Below are 21,771 nucleotides of genomic sequence, written 5' to 3' on the forward strand. Positions count from 1 at the left end.
CCGGTCATTGCGTCGATAGCGCTGCGATGCGGCAAACACCCGACGTCAGCGCAAATGTCATGAATTTTCAACGACCCACGATAGCGGCAGGGATCTTGCCGCTATCGGACAAACAGGTGCAGCCTGATCCAAGCCTAGTTATCGAAGCGACGCAGGTTGTTCTGGCGCATGATCTTGATCAGCTGGGTGGCGTAGTCCGGGCCTGTCGCATATCCAGCCTTGTGGATCTCGCGTGCGAATGCTTCGGCGTCGTCTTTCACGCTGAGGGCCTTGGCGTATCGCTTGTTGCGCAGGAAGAAGCGCGCATGGTCGGTAATGCTCTCCTCGAAGCTGTTATATTTGGCGAAAGCAGCCTGGATCGTAACCCATTGTCCTTTGACATATTCCTTGGTCGGCATGGTCACACTGCCCGCCGGGCCTTTGCCCTTGATGCCGAAGAGATTTTTGGCCGAGCCGATCGTGTGTTTGCCCCAGCCCGTTTCGACGATGGCCTGCGCCACCGTGACGGAAGCCGGCACTCCGGTCGCGGCCATCGCCTTGCGGGCCCTTACGCCGACGAATTCGATGAACTCGGCGTGGCTCAGCGATTTCAGGTCATTCGGTTCGCCGGAAGGAACTGGTTGCGGCACTGGTTGCGGCGATGGCGCCGGGCCTGGTGAACCGCGCATCTGTAGGTACGGGGCTCCCTGAAGGCGCTCCTTCCAATGGGTTATGGGGACGTAGTTGTGGCGTCCGTCCTTGGACGGCAGGACGATCGCGTTGGCAACGCCTTTATTGCGCAAGGATTCCGCCAGCTTCGCCGTGGGCGACCCCTTGATATAGTAGATGAAACAACGCGCGCTCGGACGCCTTTTGGCCCAATCGGCCCAGAAGCTGTCGTCGCCGCCATTATACGTGCAATCGAACCCCCAGCACTCGCGCAGGTTTGCAAGGGCCTTGTCGCTCCCGCCGGCAATGCGCCGCATTGGCGAGCCGCCACCGCTATGGCAGGCGAGAATGAGATTGCCGAGTGCAGACGGCACGCCCTGCCCCAGGACGCCCAGGACCTGAGCCAGGAACCTGTCCAGCCCGCCAGCCTTGACCAGAGTGCCTGCCTCAGAACGTGCACCAAGTGTGGGAGCGACCAGCACAATGTTGCGACCGCTGTCGTTCACGCCTTCGCGGAAGGCGCCGTAGTGCACGCGGCTCGCATTCCAATACTGATCGATGGTGAGCCGACGGTTGCTGTCGCCCTTATGGCCATGCAGCCAGAGAACGATGTCCGTGCCGCGGCCACTAACGAAGCCGTTGGGAACGAAGATGCCGGTCATCGGCTCGGCCTTGATGCCGAACTTGTCGACGATGGAAAGGTCGATCCTGGCATAGAGTGTCGTTGCCGGCGGCACGTGTTCGGTCCTGGTCACCGGTGGGGCGGCGACGTTAGGCAGCCGCACGACGGAGGGACCGGGCCCCGGAGAAGGCTGAGGCTGGGGGGAGGGTCCGGGCTTGACGGATCCGCCCGCGTCCTCGGCGCGGATGATACCGTAGAACTTGGCGCCCTTCAGGCGGCCATTTGCATCGATTGGCACTTTGACCATCAGGACGGTGCCGTTACTGCCCTTGTTGCCGCCGATCGCCAGCAGATGATCCGGCTTGACGGCCACGACCACGTCGCAATGGCCGGGATCGCCCGGCTTGACGCTGTCATAGGTGACCGGCTTGTCGCGCCAGTTGCAGATCAGGTCACCCGGTCGCGGCGCGATCTCGGTCGGACGGTAGGCCTTGAAGGGATTGTCATTGTTTTCGGCGCGGTTTTTGCGCGCGGCGGCAAAATAGACCGAGTGGGAGGCCGCATATTTGAAGGCTTTGCCGGCTCCGGCCTTGCGCATGACCCAGCTGATGAAGGCGGCACTCCAGTAATGCGCCTTCTGGAAGGCCGGTGAGGCGAGCTGGGTGGTCGTGTAGCTGATGCCAAGCCCGGTCTTCCAGTAGTCCTGGAGCATCGGCAGCGCCCGGCTCTGTGTCTCAGAGAGCTTGCCCTTGTCCCAGAGAACGAATTGCTTCTGGGCGATGCTTGCCGCATTCGCCGCAATCGCCGCGGCCGGCAGAGGGGCGGGGCCTGGAGCCGGTGCGGGTTTCGTTTTGCTGCTCGCCGGCCGCTTGCGGCGACGCTGCGGATGATAGGCCTCGACATCGAATTCCAGCTCGCCCGGTGCTGCGCCATCGGCGGGTTCTGATGCGGAATCGGCCGGAGGCTGCTCAGGGGCTGGCGGAACTGGTTCCGCGGGAGGTCCGGCAGTCGGGCCCGGCGCCCCCATGGCACCGGCGCCTCCTGCAACCTGTCTCAGAACAGCCTGGGTCTCCGGTCCGACCAGTCCGGTGACGGGCAATCCCTGCCGCTCCTGGAAACTGCGCACGGCGCTGCGCGTGGCAGCCGACATGATGCCGTCGACAGGCAGGCGAAGGCCGAGCTGATCGTTGAGGCTTGATTGGATCCAGCTTACGAAATCGGACGGCATGGCGCCGTCATAGAAGGTTGCCGGAGCTAAGATCGCGTCCCTCCAGGGATTGCGCCAGCCGCCATGGCCACGACCGAAATGGCGCTGGCCGTGGTGCTTCGCCCAGGGATGACCTTGTTGGCCGCCGGCCTTGCGAAATGGCCGGAAACCACCTCCCGATGTTCGGAAGGACGCACCCGTCTGACCAGCGAAACGGCCCTGCCCCGTGCGAAACTGGGAACGGGAGACGGATGCCCGCACCGGCATGCGCGGTGGCATATTGTAACGCGGCGAAGGTCCTGAGGCGCGGTAAGGTCGCATCGACCCTTTCATCCCGCCGCGGCCGCGGAACTCCTCTTCCATATCCGCTTCGGTTTCGAACTCATGCTCGAAATTCTCCAATTCCAGTTCCGGGCTGAAGGGCTCGGGATTGAACCGCAACAATCTTTCCATGGCTGTTACTCCTGGATTAGCAAGGCTGGTTTCTGTCGCGTGCGGGTGGTGACGAACAGACGCAGGGCTTCGAGCCCCGCCTCTATGTCTGCGAGGCTATGGCTCGCGTTGAAAAGGAAGCTGACGAGGGCTTCACCGCCCTCACGTGCAAGATGCAGGACCGTGGTGACACCCAGCCATTCGAGCGCTGTGTGCAGTCCGCTGGCCCTCACGTGCGCCGGCAGGATCAGGGTCTGGACTGGGAAATACCCGCCCTGGGCCGCAAGGCCCAACCTTCTCAGCCCCTGCCGAAACGAACAGATCAAGTAGAGCAAGCGTTGGCGAAGGGCTTCACCATGTCGGAAATTGACGGCCAGCGCCCAATGTGCCGCCGCAAGGTCTGCCTGCGAGGGCGGGCTGCAGTGGAGGCGCGTCTTGCTGACCGCCTTGAAGCGTTCGATGAGCGACCGACTGCCGCCGATCAGCGCAAGCGGCGCGCCGAAGCCCTTGGCAAGCGAGGCGATGCGTATGACGCGCGGGTCTGCCAGTCCAAACCAGGCTGGCGTGCCCGCCCCACCGATACCCCAGGGGCGGGCGGGATTCGGCTGGCTGCCCAAGATGCCGAGCGCCTGCGTATCGTCGATAATGAGCCATCCTTTACGCTGCCGGATAAGATCGAGATTGTCAGGCAGGGGAGCAGGCTGCCCGCTGAGCGGGTTCAATCCATCGACGAGCACAAGCGGCATATGTTTTGCGGGCCGGAGGGCGAGGGAGGCTCTTAGGGCGCCGACATCATGGGTGCCGAACGCATATACTGGCACGCCGCGTCCGCCGATATTGTCAGCTGCCCAGCGAGCGATCACATAGGCACCGCTATCGATGTGAACGGTAATATCGTACTCAGCGAACATGTCGAACAGGTCCCAGAACAGGTGAAATGTCGAAGGCCCGATCGCGACGGCGCCGCAGCCCAGAAAGTGAGCAAGCGCGCATTCGAGTTCTTCGGCCTCCCGGGAAGAACCGAGCGCCGCCGGGCGCCCGGTCGTCAGTTGCCGCCATGGCCGGAGTGAGCCATGGTCGTGGGTGAGGCCCAGATAAAGGGCCGAGGTAAAGTCGGGCATGGCCCTAGCCTACTTCTCGGCGAGATATTTCTGGGCCGGCCGCACCGGCTGCATTTCCTCAGGCGAAGCGGTAGAGGACCCGATGGTGCGCATGCTGGCTTGCCGCCGTCCCAAAGAACCACTGCGCTGGGCCACCAGGCGCCGCTGCAGGAGCTTCGACGGTTGAGTGAGCCTGCCTGTGCCGTCCTGCGCCTCGGTCGTCTCGGCGGCAAGATCGACACCGGTGACGGCTTGGTAGCCGTGCAGGTAGCGCTGGATCTCGGGCTTGCAGCTGCGGGCCCAGTTCTTGGCCTGCTCCTCGATATTGTTGATGTCGACCCAATCCCCGTAACGGATGGATAGCAGGATGCGCTCGCCCGTCACGGCCAGCTCGTGGAAATGCGTGATCGAGGTATCGGACCAGCCCTGCAGCTTCTTCATGCAATCGACCGCACCCATCCACCCTTCCTGATAGGGCACCATGTAGCGGCCGCGCAGAAATTCGCGCATCTCGGGTCGCGCCAGCATCCACTGATTGATCAGCATCTCGCCACGCGCCGTCCAGGTCAGGTCGCCGAACTGGTTATGCGCTCCTTCGGCCAGAATGAGATGGACTTCCTTCAGCGCATTCAGGAGCGGAAATGCATCGGCGATGACTGTTGTATCGCGATCCTCCCGGTAGAACATGCTGGTGCGGTAAAGGAGATTGTGGAAAGCCTCGATGAATTTGGAGCGGGTATCGGCCGGCGCCATGTCGCGGACCGCCTTGCCTTGCAGAACGAGGCCATAGTGATGTTGATATTCATAGGCACGCCGCGACACCGTAAGGCGGTTGTGCTCGTCCTGGATATAGCCCCAGAGAAGATTGTTGAGCGGACGCAGCGGATCGAATTCCAGCTCGCCGAGCGGGTCCTGCGGTGAACTGCGGCGGTTCTGGAAGCGCAGGGCGATGGCGTTGATCGTCTGCACGAGCATGCCCTCCTCCAGCCAGTAGGACCAGATCAGCTCCAGCATGCTGGGGGACGTGAAACGATGCGATAGAATGCCTTCGCTGAAAGGCGAAGTTTCCGGCTTTGCTGGATCATCCTTGTCCAGGCTGATGAAGGCGCGGACAATACGCTTGAGATAGGGCAGAGCGACAGGCTGCCCGTCAGAGGTCCTGAGATAGCTGCGAAGACGCCTTTCCAGACCGCGGGCGGTAACCCCCTCCCGTTCCATGCGGACATCTTCATGTTCGGCACTGAAAATGTCATCGCGTTCACCAAAGGCGTCGCGCTCGCGGATCGCCACGCCGCTCTCCAACGTCAGAAAGGCCTGGGTGGCGAGTTTGAGAATGCCATAAGAATGTGGACCGAACACACCAAGCGATTGGCGTCTCCCGTCGATATCCAGATCGTTGAGTTCACGCTCTACCGTCTGGACCGCCTTGTCGAAGCCTCCCTTGTCAACCAGCAATGTATTGATGAAGCGCTGATAACGGGGGAAGCTCGTTGCGGACGTACGATTGCGGATCGCCGCCCACAGCGCCTGGTCTTGCGTCGGGGAAGAGGCCGTGCGCTGCAACGCCACCTTCGTCGGGAGATCATGTCGACCCGAAATCTCAATGGCTTGATCGGCTCTCAGGCGCTCCGGAACCAGAGGCACCCTGTTGAAATACTGGTCGCCTTTGAACAGGGTTCGCATTTCCGCGGCGGGGTATGTCAGCTCGACGGTAAGGATATGTGACCCATCAGGGACATGCGGCAGCTTAAGGTGATCCGGGTTCGTAAAGACTTCCGATCCGTCCGCATTAAAGAGGGTAGTTTCATCGAGCCTGTATCGATATTCGAAGAGGCTATAGAATTCCGGATATTTGCCGATATCCACCTCTCCGATCTCCGGATGATGCAGCAGGACACCAACCTCCACCTGCGAATCCCCATAGAGTTTCGTGGGCGAATAAAAGATACGGCAGCTCCAGTGATGTTGCGAAGAAGAGGCTACGGGTTTCATGCTCGTTACTCCAGCGTCAGATTGCAGGGATGGTTTGCGGTTGCCGGCCAGGCAAGGCTGTCCAGACCGGGACGACATTCAATGTGCTGCCGATGGCCCAATGGGTCAGAAGCCGGGCCAGAAGCTCGCTCTCGTCCTCAGGGCCGAGATGCCCGTCCGCCTTGGCCTGGCCGATGGCGGCGAAGACGAGCGAGGGTGGCGCCCCGTACATTTGCGCGGGTTCGCGCCGCCATATCTGAAACAGGGAGCCGAGCCGTTCGGGACGGCGGTCGTGCGCCTCCAGCGCCTCGGCAAGCGAACGTCCTCTGAGCGAGGCCGGCCGATGACCGGCGAGGAGTTCGGCAAAGGCTGGCAGGCTTGCCTCCAGCCGCAGGATCAGGTCCCGTTGGACACGTGAGAGCCTGTCGAGCGGATAGTAACTCTCCCAGACACGGGCGACCCGCTGCCATTGCGGATGCGGGTTGAGCGCGTCGCCGATCGCGCAGCTGAGCTTGACCCGGATCCAGGGCATGGGGTGCGGATCGTCGACATTGAGCCGGAACACGAAGGGTCGCGGCAGGCCGACCACACCGATCAGGCCAAGCGTCGATACAATACCGAGGCGGGCGATGGACCAGAAATCCGAGATCACTTCGGAAACCCAGCGCTCCCAGAGATTCCAGACCAGCGGATCCCTGGATCTTGAACCTTTTTCAAGTATTGCCGGCCGTAGCGAAGCGACGAGGCCGAGAAGTTCGGCGCCCTGATGTCCGACCTCATGGATCAGCGACGAGGAGATGCCGCTGCTGATCATCCGCTCGCGCGGAATGCGGATGATCGAGACAGGGTTTTCACCGCCACCAGGCAGGCGCGTGCGCACGCGCCGGATGGCTGCTCCCACGCCGCGATCGAGATAACAGATCACCGGCGGCGCCTTGTAATATTCGGGCAGCGCCAACGCGTCGGAAGACACAGCGTCGAGGCCCGAAAGCCAGACGCCAAGCTCGTTCTGTCCGCGCTGTGCAAGCACATGGTCGAACAGATCGAGCTGCGAGAGCACCGCGTTGAAACGCAGTCTGAGAAAGACGAAACGTTGCTGTGCGTCGGCTGCCGGCGCCCATCTGCCCGGGCCATTGACCCAGACGATGAATTGGCGAATGCGACGCTTCAGTTCGCTGCGCCCCTTGGCGAGGAAGCGCTCGATCGCGAGCTGGGCGGTGGGCAGGAAGCTTGCCGCCGGCACCATCGGCTGGTTGAGCACGAAGGGCTTGAGCCGGGCGAGCCGTGTAAGCAGGGCCCTCGCCTCCTGTTCCAGCATCCAATGCGCAAGTGGAGCGGCGGACATGGCTCTCAGGCTCCGATGAGAATGATCGTATGGCCGCGCCGAACCCAATTGCCGCTTTTTGCGCGCTTGTGGTGCGGCAGGCCGGCTGTTGATGGGACGAGACCTGGTGCCTTGGCCTGGATAGCGGCGGCAAGCGCGCCGGTGGCGCCACTGCCGTTAGCCCGCCCCGGTGATGCCTGCACGAGGTTCTTGACCGCCTCGCCTGCAAGATCGACGAAGCGTCGCGCCACCTCGAATTCACGGTCCTCATTACTCAATCCCTCCAGTTCGAGGCCGAAGGCGCGGCCCGCAAGTGAAGCGGCCTGACCGCCAAGGCGCGCTCCCTCGGAACCGCCGATTGCCCCGCCGAGCGCCGCACCGGCTTGCGGGAGAAGCTTGCCGGCAGCTTTCTTGAGCATGCCGACCAGCGCCTGCCCGTCGCTCGACTTGATGAAGCCGCCCAATGCGTGGCCAGCCTTCTTGATCAGGCCACCAAGGAAATATTCGAGCTCGGCTTCGCTGCCGACCTCAAGCAATTCGCTGGCGAGTTCCATGTTCTCCATCTCGCCGAAGACTGTCTCGGCTTCGCCGCTCCACGCCTCGGTCTCGTTGAATTCGAACTGTTCGGCTTCAAGCTGCCGTTCCCGCGAGCCAAGCTCGAGGCGCACGCGATCCAGGTCATGCATCGAATTTCTCCATAAGGTTCTGCCGCCTTGGCCAGGGGCCTGCGGACCGCAACTGCACTGCCCCAAGGGCTCGCCGCATCCGTCGCAGTGCGCGGCGCGGCCAACCGACAGCCTTGCCCTGCGGCGGGCACGGAAATTGCTATCACCAGGCTTGAGCGGTGTGGGCATTGCAGCCTCCTCTTCAAACGCTGTGCGGCCTCAGATGCCGACGATGACGATGTTGTGGCCCTGGCGATGCCAACGGCCACTTTGCGGACGATGGTGGCGGTGACGGCCGCCGACGCCCGGCAGCAGGCCGGGGGCGAACTTACCCGCGGCTTCCGTGACGGCGGCCTTGGCAGCAGCCGTGGGATCGCCGCTCGGAGAGGACGTCAGAACCTTGTTGACGGCATCGCCGGCCATGCGCACGAAATTCTTGGCGCCTTCGAATTCGCGATCTTCTGCCTCCATCTCGGCCTCCAGGCCGATCGCATTGCCGGCCGCAGAAGCAAGGCCGCTGCCGATCTGAGCGCCCAGCGGGCCGCCGACAAGACCGCCAAGCGCTCCGCCGGCAAGCGGAATCGCCTTCTTTGCAGCACTTTTGAGAAACCCTCCGATCGCCTGGCCGACAGGCGACTTCACCGCCTGGCCGATGGCGCGACCGGCGCTTTTTATGAGATTGCCGAGAAAGAGATCGAGCTCGGCTTCGCTGGTGACCTCGAGGAGTTCGCCGGCAAGTTCCATGACCTCGGCTTCGCCGAGAGCTTCGGATTCGGCTTCCCACTCATATTCGCCGCCCCAGCCGGCCTCCGACTCACCCTCTCCTTCGGCCTCCCATTCGGCTTCGGCCTCGCCTCCCCATTCCGCTTCGGCTTCATGGCCCCATTCGGCCTCCGCCTCGCCGCCCCATTCGAACTCGCTCTCGAAAGCTTCGTTCTGCGGGCTCAACTCGAATGCATCCCTTACGAATGCTTCCTTCTCGAAACCGTTCATCGTCATGCTCTCCAGTTTTGAAACTCGTTTCGCCGGCGCGACGCCTGCGGTGACAAAGAGAGCTTCGCAACTTCCGTGCCAAATCTAACCCTTTGATTTTATTCATTGTGTTTTCGGAAGGTACCGAAGCAGCTTTCGCCGTCGATCAAGAATCAACGGATTCTTGCGAAAGTATTTTCGGTATGGACGAGGAGACCGGCGGATCTGCGAGGGGCAAACGAGCAAGCCCGCGCAGCAAGGAGCTGTAGAGCCAAGAAACTGTTTTCATTCATGCTTCCTGGCTAACGACTGATCGCCCGCTCTCTTTCAGCCACCTTGCTTGCGCTCATGCGCGTCGATCCTTCGGCTTGGCACCCCGCTTGCAGGAGGAGATCGCGGCCATCCAAGCCGATCAACCGCGGAGAAACTGAGATGACGATCGCAATTGAGCCGTCTTATGGAAACCACATCGTGGGCCGCACCCGGATCCCGGTATTTGACGAGGCGCTGAGCGAAGCGGAGGTATTCGAACTCGGCATTCGCCTTTCGCGCAGCAGATCTGAAGAGAGTTTCGATCACCTGCTCGGCGCCACACTCGCCCATGCTGCCGCAAGCTCCGGCGGGATGCTCAGCCCACAGCTCGGCGCTGCGATGGGCGGCCTTCTCAAGAATATCGCCGGCCGCCGGCTGTTGAGCGGCAGCCCGGACAGCCAGTTCGACATGGAGTTCGGCGAGACTGACAGCCGTCGCCGCGCCTTGGCCGAGAGCCGGCGCTTCGTACGGCTTTCCGGCGAGGCTGCACGCCACGCGATCGAGGAGTTTGGCGGCTATGGCGGCCGCCGCGAAGCGCTCGGCGCGCTGGCGGCTGCAGCTGAACTCTATGCGCCGGCCCTCGCAACAGTGCTCGAATCCGAAGGTGAATGGGAAAGCGAACAGACGCCTTCCTTCGACCCTTTCGATTACGACCCGCAGATGGAGTATTTTCTCGGTGGCCTCGTGCGCAGCGTCGGCAAGGTGGTCAAGAAAGTATCCAATGTCGTCGGTAGTGCGGCCAAGGCCGTCGGCCGCATCCCGGTGATTGGCGATATCGCCCGCATGGGTGCCAGTGCAGTCCGGCTCGCCGCCGGGCCGGCTGCCATTGCGCTTGACGCCGGCGTGAGGGTTGCGAAGGGAGAGCGCCTCGACCGTGCTCTGAAGGGAGCAGTCAAGGGCCAGATCGATGCCGCACGCGATCAGCTTCGACTGGCCGAGATGGTTGCTCCCTTCGTGCCGGGTATCGGCACCGGGGTCGCAGCCGCTCTCGGCGCTGCCAATGCACTCGCTGCCGGCAAGCCGATAACGCAGGCGCTGCTATCGGCAGCACGCAGCGCTGTCCCCGGAGGGGCGATCGCCCAGACCGCTTTCGACGTCGCGCTCAACCTTGCCAGCGGCAAGAACATCGGACAGTCATTATTGGCTGCCGCACGCGACCGCCTGCCCGGCGGGCCTGCGGCAAAGGCGGCGTTCGACGGAGCCCTGGCGCTCGCCCAGGGCAAGAAACTGCAGGATGCGGCTTTCGCTGCCGCAGGTCGGGTTTTGCCGCCGTCCCCCTACGCGGCCGATGCACTTGCCTTCGTGAAGGGCGTTGCCAATGGCCAGAATATCCAGAACGCTGCGCTTTCGGTTGTCGGAAAACGTGCGGTCGGTCGCATTCGGAGTCAGGCAGCGCGTGTGACCCCGACGCCGAGGCGATTTGGTTGACCTAGCACGCCTACTGTGAGGCGTTCCGGCAGCAACTCGATTGAGGAAAAGCGCGACATGACGACCAACCGCCATCGATGATTTAGGTGGGCGCTACCTCGGCCCACTGCAAGAATGTCGCCGCCTGGCCGAAATCCTGTCCTTCTGCGTTCCGGAGCTGCCAGACTATTCCGTCTTCCATCCAGAACCGGCTGCCCGACTTCGTGACCCGCAAGCCACGATAACCCGTCATAAACCCGTTTCGTGCCACCGCATCGAGCAACGCCTGACGCTCTGACCGCTCGCTTGGGCCAGCGGACAACCGGGATTGCAGCTTTACGAACTCGCTCCAGCTATACCCGAACCGCCTCTGTGCTGCACCATTGGCATAGACAAAGACGGGATCGGGCGCGGCATTGTGTGCAAGGACCACAAACGGGGCATCGCCGTAAAGCCACTCGGGCCCCCGATCCCTCGGGAGAAGGTCTCGGCCGACAAGGCGCCGGAAGCTCCCAGTGAGAAGTTCAAAGAATTCGGGATCGTTCGGGTTCAATTCGCCGTTCAACTGCATCTCGTTTCCTTCTCCAGTGCGGCCGCTTCACGAGCCTGTTCCGATCTAGTCACGGGATATGGCATCGGTGCGGCAATCCGCACCGATGGGAAGGGCTTAATTCGGCAGGAGATAGTTCTTGCGGATATAGGATGGCTTGAAGCCTGCTTTCGTCAGGTTGGCGAAGGAGATGTTCGGTTGATCTTCCTGAGGTTCGGCCGTCTCCACGGCAAAGAGAGAAACGCCCTGCGCGACGCCCTCGTTCAATCGAGCATTGATCAGCGCCTTTTGCGTGCCGCGGTTCCGGTACTCGCCAAGTGTCGTTCCGCCTCCCAGCCATGCGCATCCGTCCTCCACGAACATCGCCCCGGTTCCGATCGTCGTTCCCTCCAATTCCGCAATGAAGCAGGCCCAGCCTTTCTTGCCGACCAGGCATGACCACAACGGCTCAAGCTCCGTCGGGAAACCAAAACCTGCGCACATCAGCCTGCCGAAAATCGGCGCGTCATCGATACCGGCCAAGCGCGTCTGCACAGGTCCTTCGATTGCAAGCGGAGCGGATGGGGCAGGCCGCGTGAGTTTCATCCAGGCACCGTTTTCGACCAGTCCGTGATCCAGTATCCAGCCACGCAGCTCGTTGGCGGCAGTGGTTTCGCGGATCTGGATATGCCGCCTGCCTGTTTTGGTCTTCATCCACTCGAATGCGAGATTGAGTTCGTCTCTGTCATTCAAGGCAAAAATGCGATTGAGCCCAATGGCAGGAGCTGTGGGCAGCGAAATGGCGCAGCCGGTGCCCACCGGCATGCAGGCAAACTCGACGCCGTCTTTAAAGGGTTGGGGTGTGATCCTCGCCAGATCAATGAAAGCCTTGGCCTCGATCATCTCTTCCCAGGAAATTCTGTCGCTTGAAATACTCAATTTGCTTCCTCTTTAAATGACGGGCCACTGAGAGCCGCTGCGCAAGCCCTGGCGGATTCTCCCTTCCCTTCAGGAGTGGTATCGCGGGCGTCGAGATAACCTGCATCGCATTCACGAATAAAGTGTAGGCCGGTTAAAAGAGGTTAAGGGTAGCCATCGAGAGCGTAGACAGGCTGTTCAATTGCGCCGCAAACTGTTGCGGCAATCGTCGTGCGTTCATCGTCCGTCAGAAATAGATCGACATGACCAGATCCTGGTCGAAATCACCAAACCCCTTGCCGAAGAGGTTCATCCCACCTGGATTGTCGGCCTTTTCGTCGATGCCGATGCGAAAGCGGATCGAGTGGTGATCGGGTATGCGCAGCGAGGCGATGGTCTGGGTTGAAACCATGGCGCCATCGATCCAGGTGCCGGTCTCGTCGATCGTCCACGTCTTGAGCTTGCCGTATTGCGAGCCGGACAGCTTCCACCACGAGGGCGAATACATGCCGCGGCGGTCGCCGAAATCGCCGGGTGAGGTCCAGTGCCCGGCCTTGATGCCGTTGACCCAGATCGAAATGTCGGAAGGCCAGTTGGCATTCGTGGCCGGCGTCTCGGAGCTCAGTTCGGCCGAGAATTCCACCTTGCGGATCTTCTTGCCGGAGACCTTGGCGTTGTTGGGAAACTTGTATTCGACATAACCCCGGGTAAACCAGAGCAATGCCGCCTGCATGCGCTGCGGGTCGAGGAAGACCTCCTGCACGTCGAGCATGCCGATGACGTTGTTGACCGAACAGAGCCCGCAAGGCGCCCCCACGTCGAATTCGGTGAAGAGGCCGATCGGCATGCTGACGGTGACTACATCCTCGCTCGCCTTGGTGCCGTTGGTATCGAAGCGGATCAGGATTTCATCGTAGATGCTGGAGCAGACCTTCTGATTTCCCTTCGTCGCCTTCATCGTCTGGGTCTGGATGAGGCCTGCCTGCTCGAGCGACTTCAGATTGGTTGCCGTCGTCGATTGCGGCAAGCGCATCTGCGCCGCAATGTCGTTGACATTCAGCGGCCCCTTCTGGCGCAGCAGGTTGAGGATTTCGATACGCGTCGGAGAGCCGAGAGCCTGGACGACGTCAACGTCCCTCATCGGATCGACGGTTAGAAGTTTCGTCTCCATACTTTAATACTGGTTCTCCAGTCTTTCTTCCTGGTTTCAGCTGATATCACGGCGTCATGTCCCATGTCGCCGCTCTTTTTCGTGAGCGCCGGTCCGCGCCTCGGGAGAGCTCTCGCGGACCGGCAGGGCCTTCTCACCTCGGCCCGGAAGCAAATCTCTCATGCACTTATCCCTTGATGCCCGATGACAGCATCAGGGCCTGCGTTACGCGTTTCTGGAACAGGAGGTAGGCGACGGCGACCGGCATGGCGGCAAGGATCGCCACCGCCATATCGCGCGCATATTTGACGCCGAAGGCATCTCTCGTCTGGGTAATGCCGACCGTGATCGTCATCATGTCGTCGGAGTTGGTCACGAGGAACGGCCAGAGGAAGGCATTCCACGCCATGATGTAGGTGATGATGGCAAGTGCTGTGGTAATCCCCCAGTTCAGCGGCAGATAGAGCTTGAACAGGATCTGGAACTCGCCGCAGCCATCGAGTTTTGCCGCCTCGCGCAGTTCCTTCGGCACGGAATCGAAGAACTGTTTGTAGACGATGACGACCACGGGAACGATCAGCTGCGGCAGGATGATGCCGCCCCAGGTGTTGATCAGGTTCAGCTTATGCATCAGCACGAACTGCGAAATCACCAGCGCCTGCGAAGGCACCATGAAGCTTGCCAGGATAATGCCGTAGAGAAGCTTGCGGCCGGGAAAGACGATCTGCGACAGTGCGTAGGCGCACATGACGCTGATGAAGATGACGACGACGGTCACGCTCACCGAGGTGACGATGGAGTTCAAATACCATGTCGAAAGCTTCGTCTCGAAGAGGGCGTAGTAATAGGCCGAGAAATTGAAGACGTCAGGGAAAAGGGTTGTCTTGTTGACTACATCCTGTTCCGGCTTGATGGATGTCACGATCGCCCAATAGATCGGGAAAGCCCAGGTGCAGGCGATCACCAGCGTGAGGATCAGAAGCAGCGCGTTGCCGATTGTCTTGCCGGGCATCTCAGCGCTCCCTCACACGCAAGAGCTGATATTGCAGCACTGAGACGACGACGATGATGACGAACAGGATCACCGCGACGGCAGAGCCGAGACCGCCATGGTTCGATCGAAAGGCCTCGCGATAGACAAGCTGCAAGAGCACATAGGTGGAATTGAATGGCCCCCCCTCGGTCAAGAGATAGACCTGGTCAAAGATCTTGAGCTGCAGGATAAGCTGCAATGTCAGTACCAGCGCGGTCACCGGCCAGATCAACGGCCAGGTGATGCGCTTGAAGCATTGCCAGCGCGTCGCACCATCGAGCATCGCCGCCTCGTAATAATCGTGGGGAATGTTGCGCAGGCCGGCGATGAAGAGCAGCAGGTTGAAGCCGTTGGTCCACCACACGGTCACGAGCGCCACCATCGGCATTGCCCAGATCGGATCGCGGAAGACACTGACCCGCCCGCCGGTGAAGGCCTCGATGATGAATTGCGCGATCCCGAATTGCTGGTCGAGGACCCATTTCCAAATCTGGGTGACAACGGAAACCGGAAGAATATAGGGGATGAAGAAGAGCACCAGCACCAGGCTCTGCACCCAGCCTTTCAGGCGCACGACCATCAGCGCCAGGCCAAGGCCGATCAGCGTGTTCGGGATGACCGTCAGCACGACGAAATATCCGGTATTCCAGACCGAAGTGTAGAAGAGCTTCTGGTGGAAGAGCTTCACGTAATTGTCGAAGCCCACCCATTGACCTTCGCCAACGAGCGGGGCGTCGGTAAAGCTCAAGGCGAACATCTTGTAGACCGGATAGGCAAAGACGGTCGCATAGGCGATCAGGAACGGCGCGATCATGACGATCGCCGTCAGCGTCTTGCGTCGCTTTTCAGTATTGACCACAGATCATCTCCCTGGACGAAGGGCTGGCCGGAGACAGACTCCGGCCAGCATCTTCTCACTGCTGGCTCTGCAGCTCTTCGCGCATCTGTTCGATCGCATCTTCCGGATCGAGCTGACCGTTGAGTGCGGGAACCACGAAATTCTGCGTTGCCTCGTAGATCGGGCCGGCAACGCCCGCGAGCTTGGAGACCGGGTCGAAGACGGCGGTATCGGCAAGCTTCGCATAGGTGGCGTTCGGCTGCATTTCCTTGAATTCCTTGCTGTCCGTCACCGGCTTGTAAGCGGGGATATGGCCAGCACTTGCCCAGGAGATACTGTGCTCGTTCATCCAGGCGATGGTCTGCAGCACGGCCTTCAGCTTTTCAGGCGTGATCGGCTTGCTCTCGCTGTTTGGAATGGCGAAGGAATGCGAGTCCGCCCAGGTGGCCTGCGTGCCCAACAGGTTCGGGATTTCGATAGCCCCCCATTCGAAGCCGAGCTCACCCTTCTTTGCGAGGTCGGTCATGGTCGGCACTTCCCAGACGCCGTTGACGTGCATCGCAGCCTTGCCCGAGGTGAAGAGCGCGATCGAGGCTTCATAGGAAATCAGCTTCGGCGAATAGCCTGAAGAGACCCAGTTCGCCATGGTCTTCAGCGCCTTTACGCCGGCATCGCCCGGCAGGATCTGGTCACCGTCGATAAACTTGGCGCCCTGCTGAGAGAGAAGCGTATAGAAGACGCGCCACATGGAGCCGCCTTCGTCCGTGTGCAGCGACAGCGGATATTCCACCTTGCCCGTCGCCTTGATCTTGTCGAGCGCAGCATTGAAATTGTCGAGACCGTCGAGACCCTTCGGCAGACCGTCGTCGCCGAGCAGGCCGGCTTCCTTCAGGATGTTCTTGTTGTAATAGAGAACGATCGAATGGACGTCGAAGGGAATGCCGTAGACCTTGTTGTCGAAGGTCGCCTGCTTCCAGGCCGCATCAACATAGTTTTCCTTCTTGATGCCGGCGGAAGCCAGTTCCTCGTCCGTGAAGGGACGCAGGATGCCGGTCGGCACGGCAAGCGGATAGCGCGACATATGATAGGTCATGATGTCGGGCTGCTGGCCGACGGCAGCCGACGTTTGCACCTTGGTGTAGAAGGGCACGCCCCATTCCAGCGTCGTGGCATTGATCTTGATGTCGGGATGGGTGTCGTTGAATTCCTTGATGAGCGCCTTCATGCGCACGCCGTCGCCGCCGCTCAAAAAATCCCACCAGGTAATATCAGTCTGTGCGAATGCGGCTGCCGAGGGCAGCAATGCGATGGCCGCCGAAACGGCAAGTTTTAAAAGCTTTCTCACGTTTGTTCCTCCTCTGAAGCATGGGTTGGGATCATCCCGTGTCACGGTATGACTTTTGCCGCGAGCCTCCTCCAAAGGCGCGCGATCAAGATCTCCTGCATTCCTTTCCGGTCTCCGGATCTCAAGCTCCGGACCCGCTCAATCAGCTGAGCCTTCTGCCTTCGGCATCGAAAGCCAGCATCTCAGGCACTCTCAGAGAGAGGCTGATCTTCTCCTTCGGCTGAGGCCTGCTTTCGCGGCACTCGACCGTCATCTCCGCATTGGTTGCGGTGAGCACGTGAAGATATCCGGTGCCGCCAAGCTCTTCGGTAAACTCGGCGGTGACGGGCAGCGTCAGGCCGGCTTCCCCGTTGTTGAGCGCGATATGCTCGGGCCGGACGCCAATATTGATGGCAGCGCCTTCGGCGACCGGCGTACGTGTCGGCAGTTCGAAAGCCTGGCCCGGCGCGTCATCGAGCTCGACGCGGGCAGAGCCCTGTCCGGCGCCGATGACCTTACCCTTCAGGAAGTTCATGCCCGGCGATCCGATGAAGCCGGCGACGAACATGTTCTGCGGATCGCGATAGAGCTCCAGGGGTGCGCCGACCTGCTGGACGATGCCTTCCTTCAGGACAACGATCTTGTCGGCAAGCGTCATCGCCTCGACCTGGTCATGGGTGACGTAGACCATGGTCGCTCCGATCTGCCGGTGCAGGCGGGCGATTTCCATGCGCATTTTCACGCGCAATTCGGCATCGAGATTGGACAGCGGCTCGTCGAACAGGAAGACGCGCGGTTCGCGCACGATGGCGCGGCCGATCGCCACGCGCTGGCGCTGGCCGCCGGAAAGCTGGCTCGGCTTGTGCTGGAGATAATCGCCAAGGCGAAGAATATCGGCGGCCGCCTTCACCTTCTCTTGAATCTCCGCCTTCGGACGCTTGGCGATCGATAGGCTAAACGCCATGTTTTCGAAGACGGAAAGATGCGGATAGAGCGCGTAGGACTGGAAGACCATGGCAACGCCGCGCTTCGATGCTTCCCTGTGCGTGACATCTTCATTCTCGATGCTGATCTGCCCGCCGCTCGTTTCCTCGAGCCCCGCAATCATCCTCAAAAGCGTCGATTTTCCGCAGCCGGAAGGGCCGACGAAAACGGCAAACTCACCCTGTTCGATCTCGATATCAACGCCGTGGATGACCGCGAAGGCCCCGAACGACTTCCTGACGTCAGTCAGTTTTATCCCAGACATATATCCTCCCGATAGGCACTCCAGGGGGGCAGCCTCCTCTAGCTGCCCCGATGGCGATCAGCTCACGCCGAAGCGACGGACAGCAGGATGAAATGATAGGATTTCGCCGGCAGCGATCCGGTGAGCCTGCCCTCGTCGGTGACCTGGAGGCCGGATCCTGCCGTCGGCACGATACGGTTCTGATCCTCGACGGAGTTGCGCGCCTTCAGGTCCTCGCCCGCCATCGTGTGATGTTGGATGACCTTCGCGCCCTTGAAGCCCTGCAGGGCGACATCGAGATCGATCGCCTCATCGAGACTGCGGTTAATTGCAAAGAGCGCGATGCTCTTGCCATCCTCCTGCAGCACGGCCGAAAGATCGAGGTAGGGAACGTCCTGCGCCACATCGCAATCATAGGTCGGACCGGAGGCCGAAACCGTCAGCGCCGTGCCGCGGCCATACTTCGATGCGAACTGCAGCGGATAGTAGATCGATTGGCGCCAGGCCGGGCCTCCGGCCTTGGTCAGGATCGGGGCGATGACGTTGACGAGCTGCGCCATGCAGGCGATCTTGACGCGGTCGGAGCGGCGGATGAAGACGTTGATCAGCGAGGCGACGAAGATCGCGTCCTCGAGATTATAGAGCTCTTCGAGCAGTGGCGGCGCTTCCGGCCAGTCCCAGTTCTTGTAACGCTGATCGTCTTCCTTGCGGTCGTGATACCAGACGTTCCATTCGTCGAAGCAGATCTTCACGTCGCGCTTGGAGCGCTTCTTCGCCTTTATGTAATCGATGACGCCGCCGATCGTGACGATGTAGCGGTCGAGTTCGATCGCCTTGGCATAGTAGTTCAGCGTGTCGTTTTCCTCATTGCCGAAATATTTGTGCAGCGAGATGTAATCGACGCTGTCATAGCTCGCATCGAGAACCTGTGCCTCCCATTCGGGATAGGTCTTCATCTTGTCGTTCGACGAGCCGCAGACCACGGTTTCGAGCGTCTTGTCGAAATATTTGAAGGCTTTGCTGACTTCGTTGGCAAGCAGACCATATTCCGTTGCGGTCTTGTGACCGACCTGCCAGGGGCCGTCCATCTCGTTGCCGAGGCACCAGATGCGGACATTGTGCGGGTCCTTGTATCCGTGCTTGGCGCGCAGGTCGCTCCAGTAGGTGCCGCCCGGATGGTTGCAATATTCCAGGAAATTGCGCGCGTCATTCAGGCCGCGAGACCCGAGGTTCATGGCGAGCATCATCTCGGTCTTGGCGAGCTTCGACCAGTCGGCGAATTCGTTGACGCCCATCTGGTTGGTCTCGCGGGTCCGCCAGGCAAGATCAAGACGTGTCGGACGCTGGTCGCGCGGGCCGATGCCGTCCTCCCAATGATAGGCCGAAACGAAATTGCCGCCCGGATAGCGGACGATCGGCATATCGAGATCGCGCACCATATCAAGAACGTCGGTACGGAAACCGTCCTTATCAGCTTTTTCGTGACCCGGCTCATAAATACCGGTGTAAACGGCGCGGCCCATATGCTCCAAGAAGGAGCCATAGACGCGCTTATCGACGGTCGAGATGGTAAATTCCCTGTTCAGGGTCGCTTTAGCCCGCATTGATGTTCCTCGTTTATTGAATTTGATTTTTGAGCAAGCTATTCTCAGCGAATTTTTTAATCAAGTATTTTGTTTTATATCCAATAATCAGTTTTAGTATGGCGCAAGACCGACGAAATCTGTGAGAAACCAGGCATTTCAGGCCCAATCGTCAGTCACCGCCGGACCGTTAAAGCCGCGATTAACCAATCAATCTCTGGCGCGGGAACAAATCCTGTTCCGCAACGTTGTGGCGCTCGCGACAGGAGGAGGAAAAACAGATGCCAAATGCCCAATGGAGCGAGCCGGTCGAAATCGAGTTCGACAATGCCGGGTCCCGGACCGTCAGGGGGCCGTTCGACGCACTCATCTATCTCCACGACATGTGGCCGCGGCGCACGGGAGCGAAATTCGTCAAAGCAAGCAATACCTGCAAGGGCGCCGTCGAAGGACGCGTCAGCCTGGAAACGGCAAGGGAAGATTTTCTCGCGGCGGCAGCAGAAGCAAGACTAACCACACATTGAGCCCGAGGGCGGACGCGCACATGCAGCGTCCCCTCATATTTCTGAGGAAGGAGACTGCATGCGCGCCTTGCTGGTATCGTTGCTGACCCTGGCCGTGGCCGCCGTTTCGACAGGCCCGGCCATATCTGCCGACATGATCGGAGGTTATGAACGACCCCATGTCGCCAAGCATCGGCCGAAGCCGGTCATTCGTGCACGCTATGTGCAGCGCCGGCATCTCGATTGCACGGATATGATTGTCGAATACCGCTACATTCCGCGCACCGATCTCGTGACGGTGTGCCATCGTCTCTGAGGCCTGCCGACCGGCCAAGGCCGGTGTCAGATCGGATAGTGCCCGGGCTGCGATGCCACCGTCATCCACCTGAGGTCGGTGAATTCGTTGATGCCGGCCTTGCCGCCAAAGCGGCCATAACCGGAGGCTTTCACGCCGCCGAAGGGCATCTGCGCCTCGTCATGCACGGTCGGGCCGTTCACATGACAGATGCCGCTTTCGATCCGTCTCGCGACCTCCATGGCGCGGGCGGCATCCCTTCCGAAGACGGCGGCGGACAGGCCATATTCGGTGTCATTGGCAACGCGGACGGCCTCATCGATACCGCGCACGCGCACCATGCAGGCAACCGGACCGAAGCTTTCCTCTCCATAGATCCGCATTGATGGCGTCACGTGGTCGAGCACCGTGGCGTCCATCAGGGTCCCGATCGCACGGCCTCCCGCAAGCAGGCGGGCACCCTTGGACACTGCATCCTCAATCAAGCCGTTAACGCGTTCAACCGCATCGAGGCCGATCATCGAGCCGAGCGGCGAATTGCTCTGGCGCGGATCGCCGGCAACCAGCGTCGAGGCCTTGCGGGCGAACTGATCGGCAAACTCGTCGGCCACCGCCTCGTCGACGACGATCCTTTCGGTCGACATGCAGATCTGCCCCTGGTTCATGAAGGCGCCGAACGCAGCGGCTTTCACGGCTTCGCCGATATCGGCATCATCGAGCACGACGAAGGGCGCCTTGCCGCCAAGCTCCAGCAGCACGGGTTTCAAATGGCGGGCGGAGACCTCGGCGATGATCCGGCCGACGCGGGTCGAGCCGGTGAAATTGACACGGCGTACCGCCGGATGGGCGATTAGCTTTTCGACGACGGATGCAGCATCGGCGGGTGCATTGGTGAGCACATTGACGACACCGTCGCCGAGACCCGCTTCCCGCAATGTCTCGCCGATCAGATGATGCGTCTTCGGGCAAAGCTCGGACGCCTTGAGGACGACAGTATTGCCGCAGGCAAGCGGCAGGGCGACGGCGCGCACGCCGAGAATGACGGGCGCGTTCCAGGGTGCAATGCCAAGGACGACGCCGGCCGGCTGGCGCACGGCCATCGCCAACAGGCCGGGCTTGTCGGAGGGGATCACTTCGCCGGTGATCTGGGTACACATGGCGGCGGCTTCACGCAGCATATTGGCGGCGAGATAGACGTTGAAGCCCGCCCAGGCGGCTGTTGCTCCCGTTTCCTCGGCCATGGCGGCGATGAATTCGCCGGTGCGGGAATCCAAGAGGTCGGCTGCCTTCGAAAGGCGCTTGCGCCGTTCTGTCGGCGCCAACGCCGACCAGGCCGGAAAGGCCGCGGCAGCAGCGGCAACCGCTGCATGCGCATCTTCCAGCGTTGCCGCGGCCGCCTTCGTCGCAAGCTGACCGGTAATCGGGTTCAGCCGTTCGAAAGTCGCGCCGTCAGAAGCCGGCATGGCACGGCCGCCAATGAGAAGCATCAGGTCAACCATCTCGTTCCCTTTCAGATATGCGCCTGATGTCCCTCCCAAAGGGCTGGCGCGATGATGTCTGCTGGTTTCCGGCATCTGCCGGGGGTCATGCAAATCCCTCGGTCACGCCGGGAGATCGACGTCCTTCATTGGAAGATCCTCACCCATATCGCCCGAATTCAGGCGCTCCTCAGGATCCAGTAGGAACCAATCCATCGGCGAAATGAATGGA

18 protein-coding genes are annotated in these 21,771 nt (G+C 60.9%); 3 read left to right on the plus strand and 15 right to left on the minus strand.

Annotated features, from left to right (window positions below):
* Positions 1-134: 134 nt before the first annotated feature.
* The 6 genes from AC1DM5_RS24540 to AC1DM5_RS24565 all read right to left on the minus strand — a co-directional run bounded on the left by AC1DM5_RS24540 (position 135) and on the right by AC1DM5_RS24565 (position 8,962).
* The gene (locus tag AC1DM5_RS24540; RefSeq protein ID WP_477820536.1) at positions 135-2,930 is read right to left on the minus strand and encodes a DUF2272 domain-containing protein; all 2,796 of its coding nucleotides are present in this window, start codon (positions 2,928-2,930) and stop codon (positions 135-137) included.
* Positions 2,931-2,935: 5 nt separating this feature from the next.
* The gene (locus AC1DM5_RS24545; protein ID WP_477820535.1) at positions 2,936-4,030 is read right to left on the minus strand and encodes a hypothetical protein; all 1,095 of its coding nucleotides are present in this window, start codon (positions 4,028-4,030) and stop codon (positions 2,936-2,938) included.
* 9 nt (positions 4,031-4,039) lie between these two features.
* Positions 4,040-5,917: a hypothetical protein gene (locus AC1DM5_RS24550; protein WP_477975900.1), complete on the minus strand. Its 1,878-nt coding sequence runs from the start codon at positions 5,915-5,917 to the stop codon at positions 4,040-4,042.
* 100 nt (positions 5,918-6,017) lie between these two features.
* Positions 6,018-7,325, minus strand: a complete 1,308-nt coding sequence (locus AC1DM5_RS24555; protein WP_477975902.1) for a hypothetical protein — start codon at positions 7,323-7,325, stop codon at positions 6,018-6,020.
* 5 nt (positions 7,326-7,330) lie between these two features.
* The gene (locus AC1DM5_RS24560) at positions 7,331-7,990 is read right to left on the minus strand and encodes a hypothetical protein (protein WP_477820532.1); all 660 of its coding nucleotides are present in this window, start codon (positions 7,988-7,990) and stop codon (positions 7,331-7,333) included.
* Between the two features lie 198 nt (positions 7,991-8,188).
* Complete coding sequence (locus tag AC1DM5_RS24565) at positions 8,189-8,962, minus strand: hypothetical protein (protein WP_477820531.1); 774 nt, start codon at positions 8,960-8,962, stop codon at positions 8,189-8,191.
* A 411-nt stretch (positions 8,963-9,373) separates the two neighbouring features.
* Here AC1DM5_RS24565 and AC1DM5_RS24570 point away from each other — a divergent pair, with 411 nt between their 5' ends.
* Entirely contained in the window at positions 9,374-10,681 is a 1,308-nt protein-coding gene (locus AC1DM5_RS24570; protein ID WP_477820530.1) for a hypothetical protein, read from the plus strand.
* Positions 10,682-10,763: 82 nt separating this feature from the next.
* On the opposite strand, the gene AC1DM5_RS24575 is transcribed toward AC1DM5_RS24570, so the two are convergent.
* From AC1DM5_RS24575 to arfA, 8 genes are all read right to left on the minus strand, one after another.
* Entirely contained in the window at positions 10,764-11,231 is a 468-nt protein-coding gene (locus AC1DM5_RS24575; RefSeq protein ID WP_477820529.1) for an MEKHLA domain-containing protein, read from the minus strand.
* Between the two features lie 96 nt (positions 11,232-11,327).
* On the minus strand, positions 11,328-12,092 hold the full coding sequence (locus AC1DM5_RS24580) for a GNAT family N-acetyltransferase (protein WP_477975904.1): 765 nt from the start codon (positions 12,090-12,092) through the stop codon (positions 11,328-11,330).
* A gap of 262 nt (positions 12,093-12,354) precedes the next feature.
* Entirely contained in the window at positions 12,355-13,278 is a 924-nt protein-coding gene (locus tag AC1DM5_RS24585; protein ID WP_113321106.1) for an ArsR/SmtB family transcription factor, read from the minus strand.
* A gap of 166 nt (positions 13,279-13,444) precedes the next feature.
* Positions 13,445-14,269: a carbohydrate ABC transporter permease gene (locus tag AC1DM5_RS24590; RefSeq protein ID WP_113321107.1), complete on the minus strand. Its 825-nt coding sequence runs from the start codon at positions 14,267-14,269 to the stop codon at positions 13,445-13,447.
* A gap of 1 nt (position 14,270) precedes the next feature.
* On the minus strand, positions 14,271-15,104 hold the full coding sequence (locus AC1DM5_RS24595) for a carbohydrate ABC transporter permease (protein WP_477820543.1): 834 nt from the start codon (positions 15,102-15,104) through the stop codon (positions 14,271-14,273).
* Between the two features lie 100 nt (positions 15,105-15,204).
* Positions 15,205-16,473 (minus strand): ABC transporter substrate-binding protein, encoded by a 1,269-nt coding sequence (locus AC1DM5_RS24600; protein WP_477820527.1) that lies wholly within the window; start codon positions 16,471-16,473, stop codon positions 15,205-15,207.
* A 142-nt stretch (positions 16,474-16,615) separates the two neighbouring features.
* On the minus strand, positions 16,616-17,701 hold the full coding sequence (locus AC1DM5_RS24605) for an ABC transporter ATP-binding protein (protein ID WP_477820526.1): 1,086 nt from the start codon (positions 17,699-17,701) through the stop codon (positions 16,616-16,618).
* A gap of 62 nt (positions 17,702-17,763) precedes the next feature.
* Positions 17,764-19,284, minus strand: a complete 1,521-nt coding sequence (gene arfA / locus AC1DM5_RS24610) for an arabinosylfuranosidase ArfA (RefSeq protein WP_477820525.1) — start codon at positions 19,282-19,284, stop codon at positions 17,764-17,766.
* Positions 19,285-19,544: 260 nt separating this feature from the next.
* Here arfA and AC1DM5_RS24615 point away from each other — a divergent pair, with 260 nt between their 5' ends.
* Together AC1DM5_RS24615 and AC1DM5_RS24620 are read left to right on the plus strand one after the other, a co-directional pair.
* Positions 19,545-19,787 carry a DUF982 domain-containing protein gene (locus AC1DM5_RS24615; protein WP_477820524.1) on the plus strand — a complete coding sequence of 81 codons (243 nt, stop codon included), beginning with the start codon at positions 19,545-19,547 and terminating at the stop codon, positions 19,785-19,787.
* 58 nt (positions 19,788-19,845) lie between these two features.
* Entirely contained in the window at positions 19,846-20,082 is a 237-nt protein-coding gene (locus tag AC1DM5_RS24620; RefSeq protein WP_477975906.1) for a hypothetical protein, read from the plus strand.
* 26 nt (positions 20,083-20,108) lie between these two features.
* On the opposite strand, the gene AC1DM5_RS24625 is transcribed toward AC1DM5_RS24620, so the two are convergent.
* Positions 20,109-21,560, minus strand: coding sequence for an aldehyde dehydrogenase (locus AC1DM5_RS24625; RefSeq protein WP_477820522.1), 1,452 nt, complete (start codon positions 21,558-21,560; stop codon positions 20,109-20,111).
* Between the last annotated feature and the right edge of the window lie 211 nt (positions 21,561-21,771).

This window comes from Rhizobium sp. 01T437, assembly GCF_056398505.1.

Coding starts and splice junctions, on each gene's coding strand:
- AC1DM5_RS24545 (WP_477820535.1), bottom strand. CDS start 4,030: ATGCCCGACTTTACCTCGGCCCTTTATCTGGGCCTCACCCACGACCAT.
- AC1DM5_RS24585 (WP_113321106.1), bottom strand. CDS start 13,278: ATGGAGACGAAACTTCTAACCGTCGATCCGATGAGGGACGTTGACGTC.
- AC1DM5_RS24580 (WP_477975904.1), bottom strand. CDS start 12,092: ATGATCGAGGCCAAGGCTTTCATTGATCTGGCGAGGATCACACCCCAA.
- AC1DM5_RS24615 (WP_477820524.1), top strand. CDS start 19,545: ATGCCAAATGCCCAATGGAGCGAGCCGGTCGAAATCGAGTTCGACAAT.
- AC1DM5_RS24620 (WP_477975906.1), top strand. CDS start 19,846: ATGCGCGCCTTGCTGGTATCGTTGCTGACCCTGGCCGTGGCCGCCGTT.
- AC1DM5_RS24595 (WP_477820543.1), bottom strand. CDS start 15,104: ATGATCGCGCCGTTCCTGATCGCCTATGCGACCGTCTTTGCCTATCCG.
- arfA (WP_477820525.1), bottom strand. CDS start 19,284: ATGCGGGCTAAAGCGACCCTGAACAGGGAATTTACCATCTCGACCGTC.
- AC1DM5_RS24605 (WP_477820526.1), bottom strand. CDS start 17,701: ATGTCTGGGATAAAACTGACTGACGTCAGGAAGTCGTTCGGGGCCTTC.
- AC1DM5_RS24560 (WP_477820532.1), bottom strand. CDS start 7,990: ATGCATGACCTGGATCGCGTGCGCCTCGAGCTTGGCTCGCGGGAACGG.
- AC1DM5_RS24540 (WP_477820536.1), bottom strand. CDS start 2,930: ATGGAAAGATTGTTGCGGTTCAATCCCGAGCCCTTCAGCCCGGAACTG.
- AC1DM5_RS24555 (WP_477975902.1), bottom strand. CDS start 7,325: ATGTCCGCCGCTCCACTTGCGCATTGGATGCTGGAACAGGAGGCGAGG.
- AC1DM5_RS24625 (WP_477820522.1), bottom strand. CDS start 21,560: ATGGTTGACCTGATGCTTCTCATTGGCGGCCGTGCCATGCCGGCTTCT.
- AC1DM5_RS24570 (WP_477820530.1), top strand. CDS start 9,374: ATGACGATCGCAATTGAGCCGTCTTATGGAAACCACATCGTGGGCCGC.
- AC1DM5_RS24575 (WP_477820529.1), bottom strand. CDS start 11,231: ATGCAGTTGAACGGCGAATTGAACCCGAACGATCCCGAATTCTTTGAA.
- AC1DM5_RS24590 (WP_113321107.1), bottom strand. CDS start 14,269: ATGCCCGGCAAGACAATCGGCAACGCGCTGCTTCTGATCCTCACGCTG.
- AC1DM5_RS24565 (WP_477820531.1), bottom strand. CDS start 8,962: ATGAACGGTTTCGAGAAGGAAGCATTCGTAAGGGATGCATTCGAGTTG.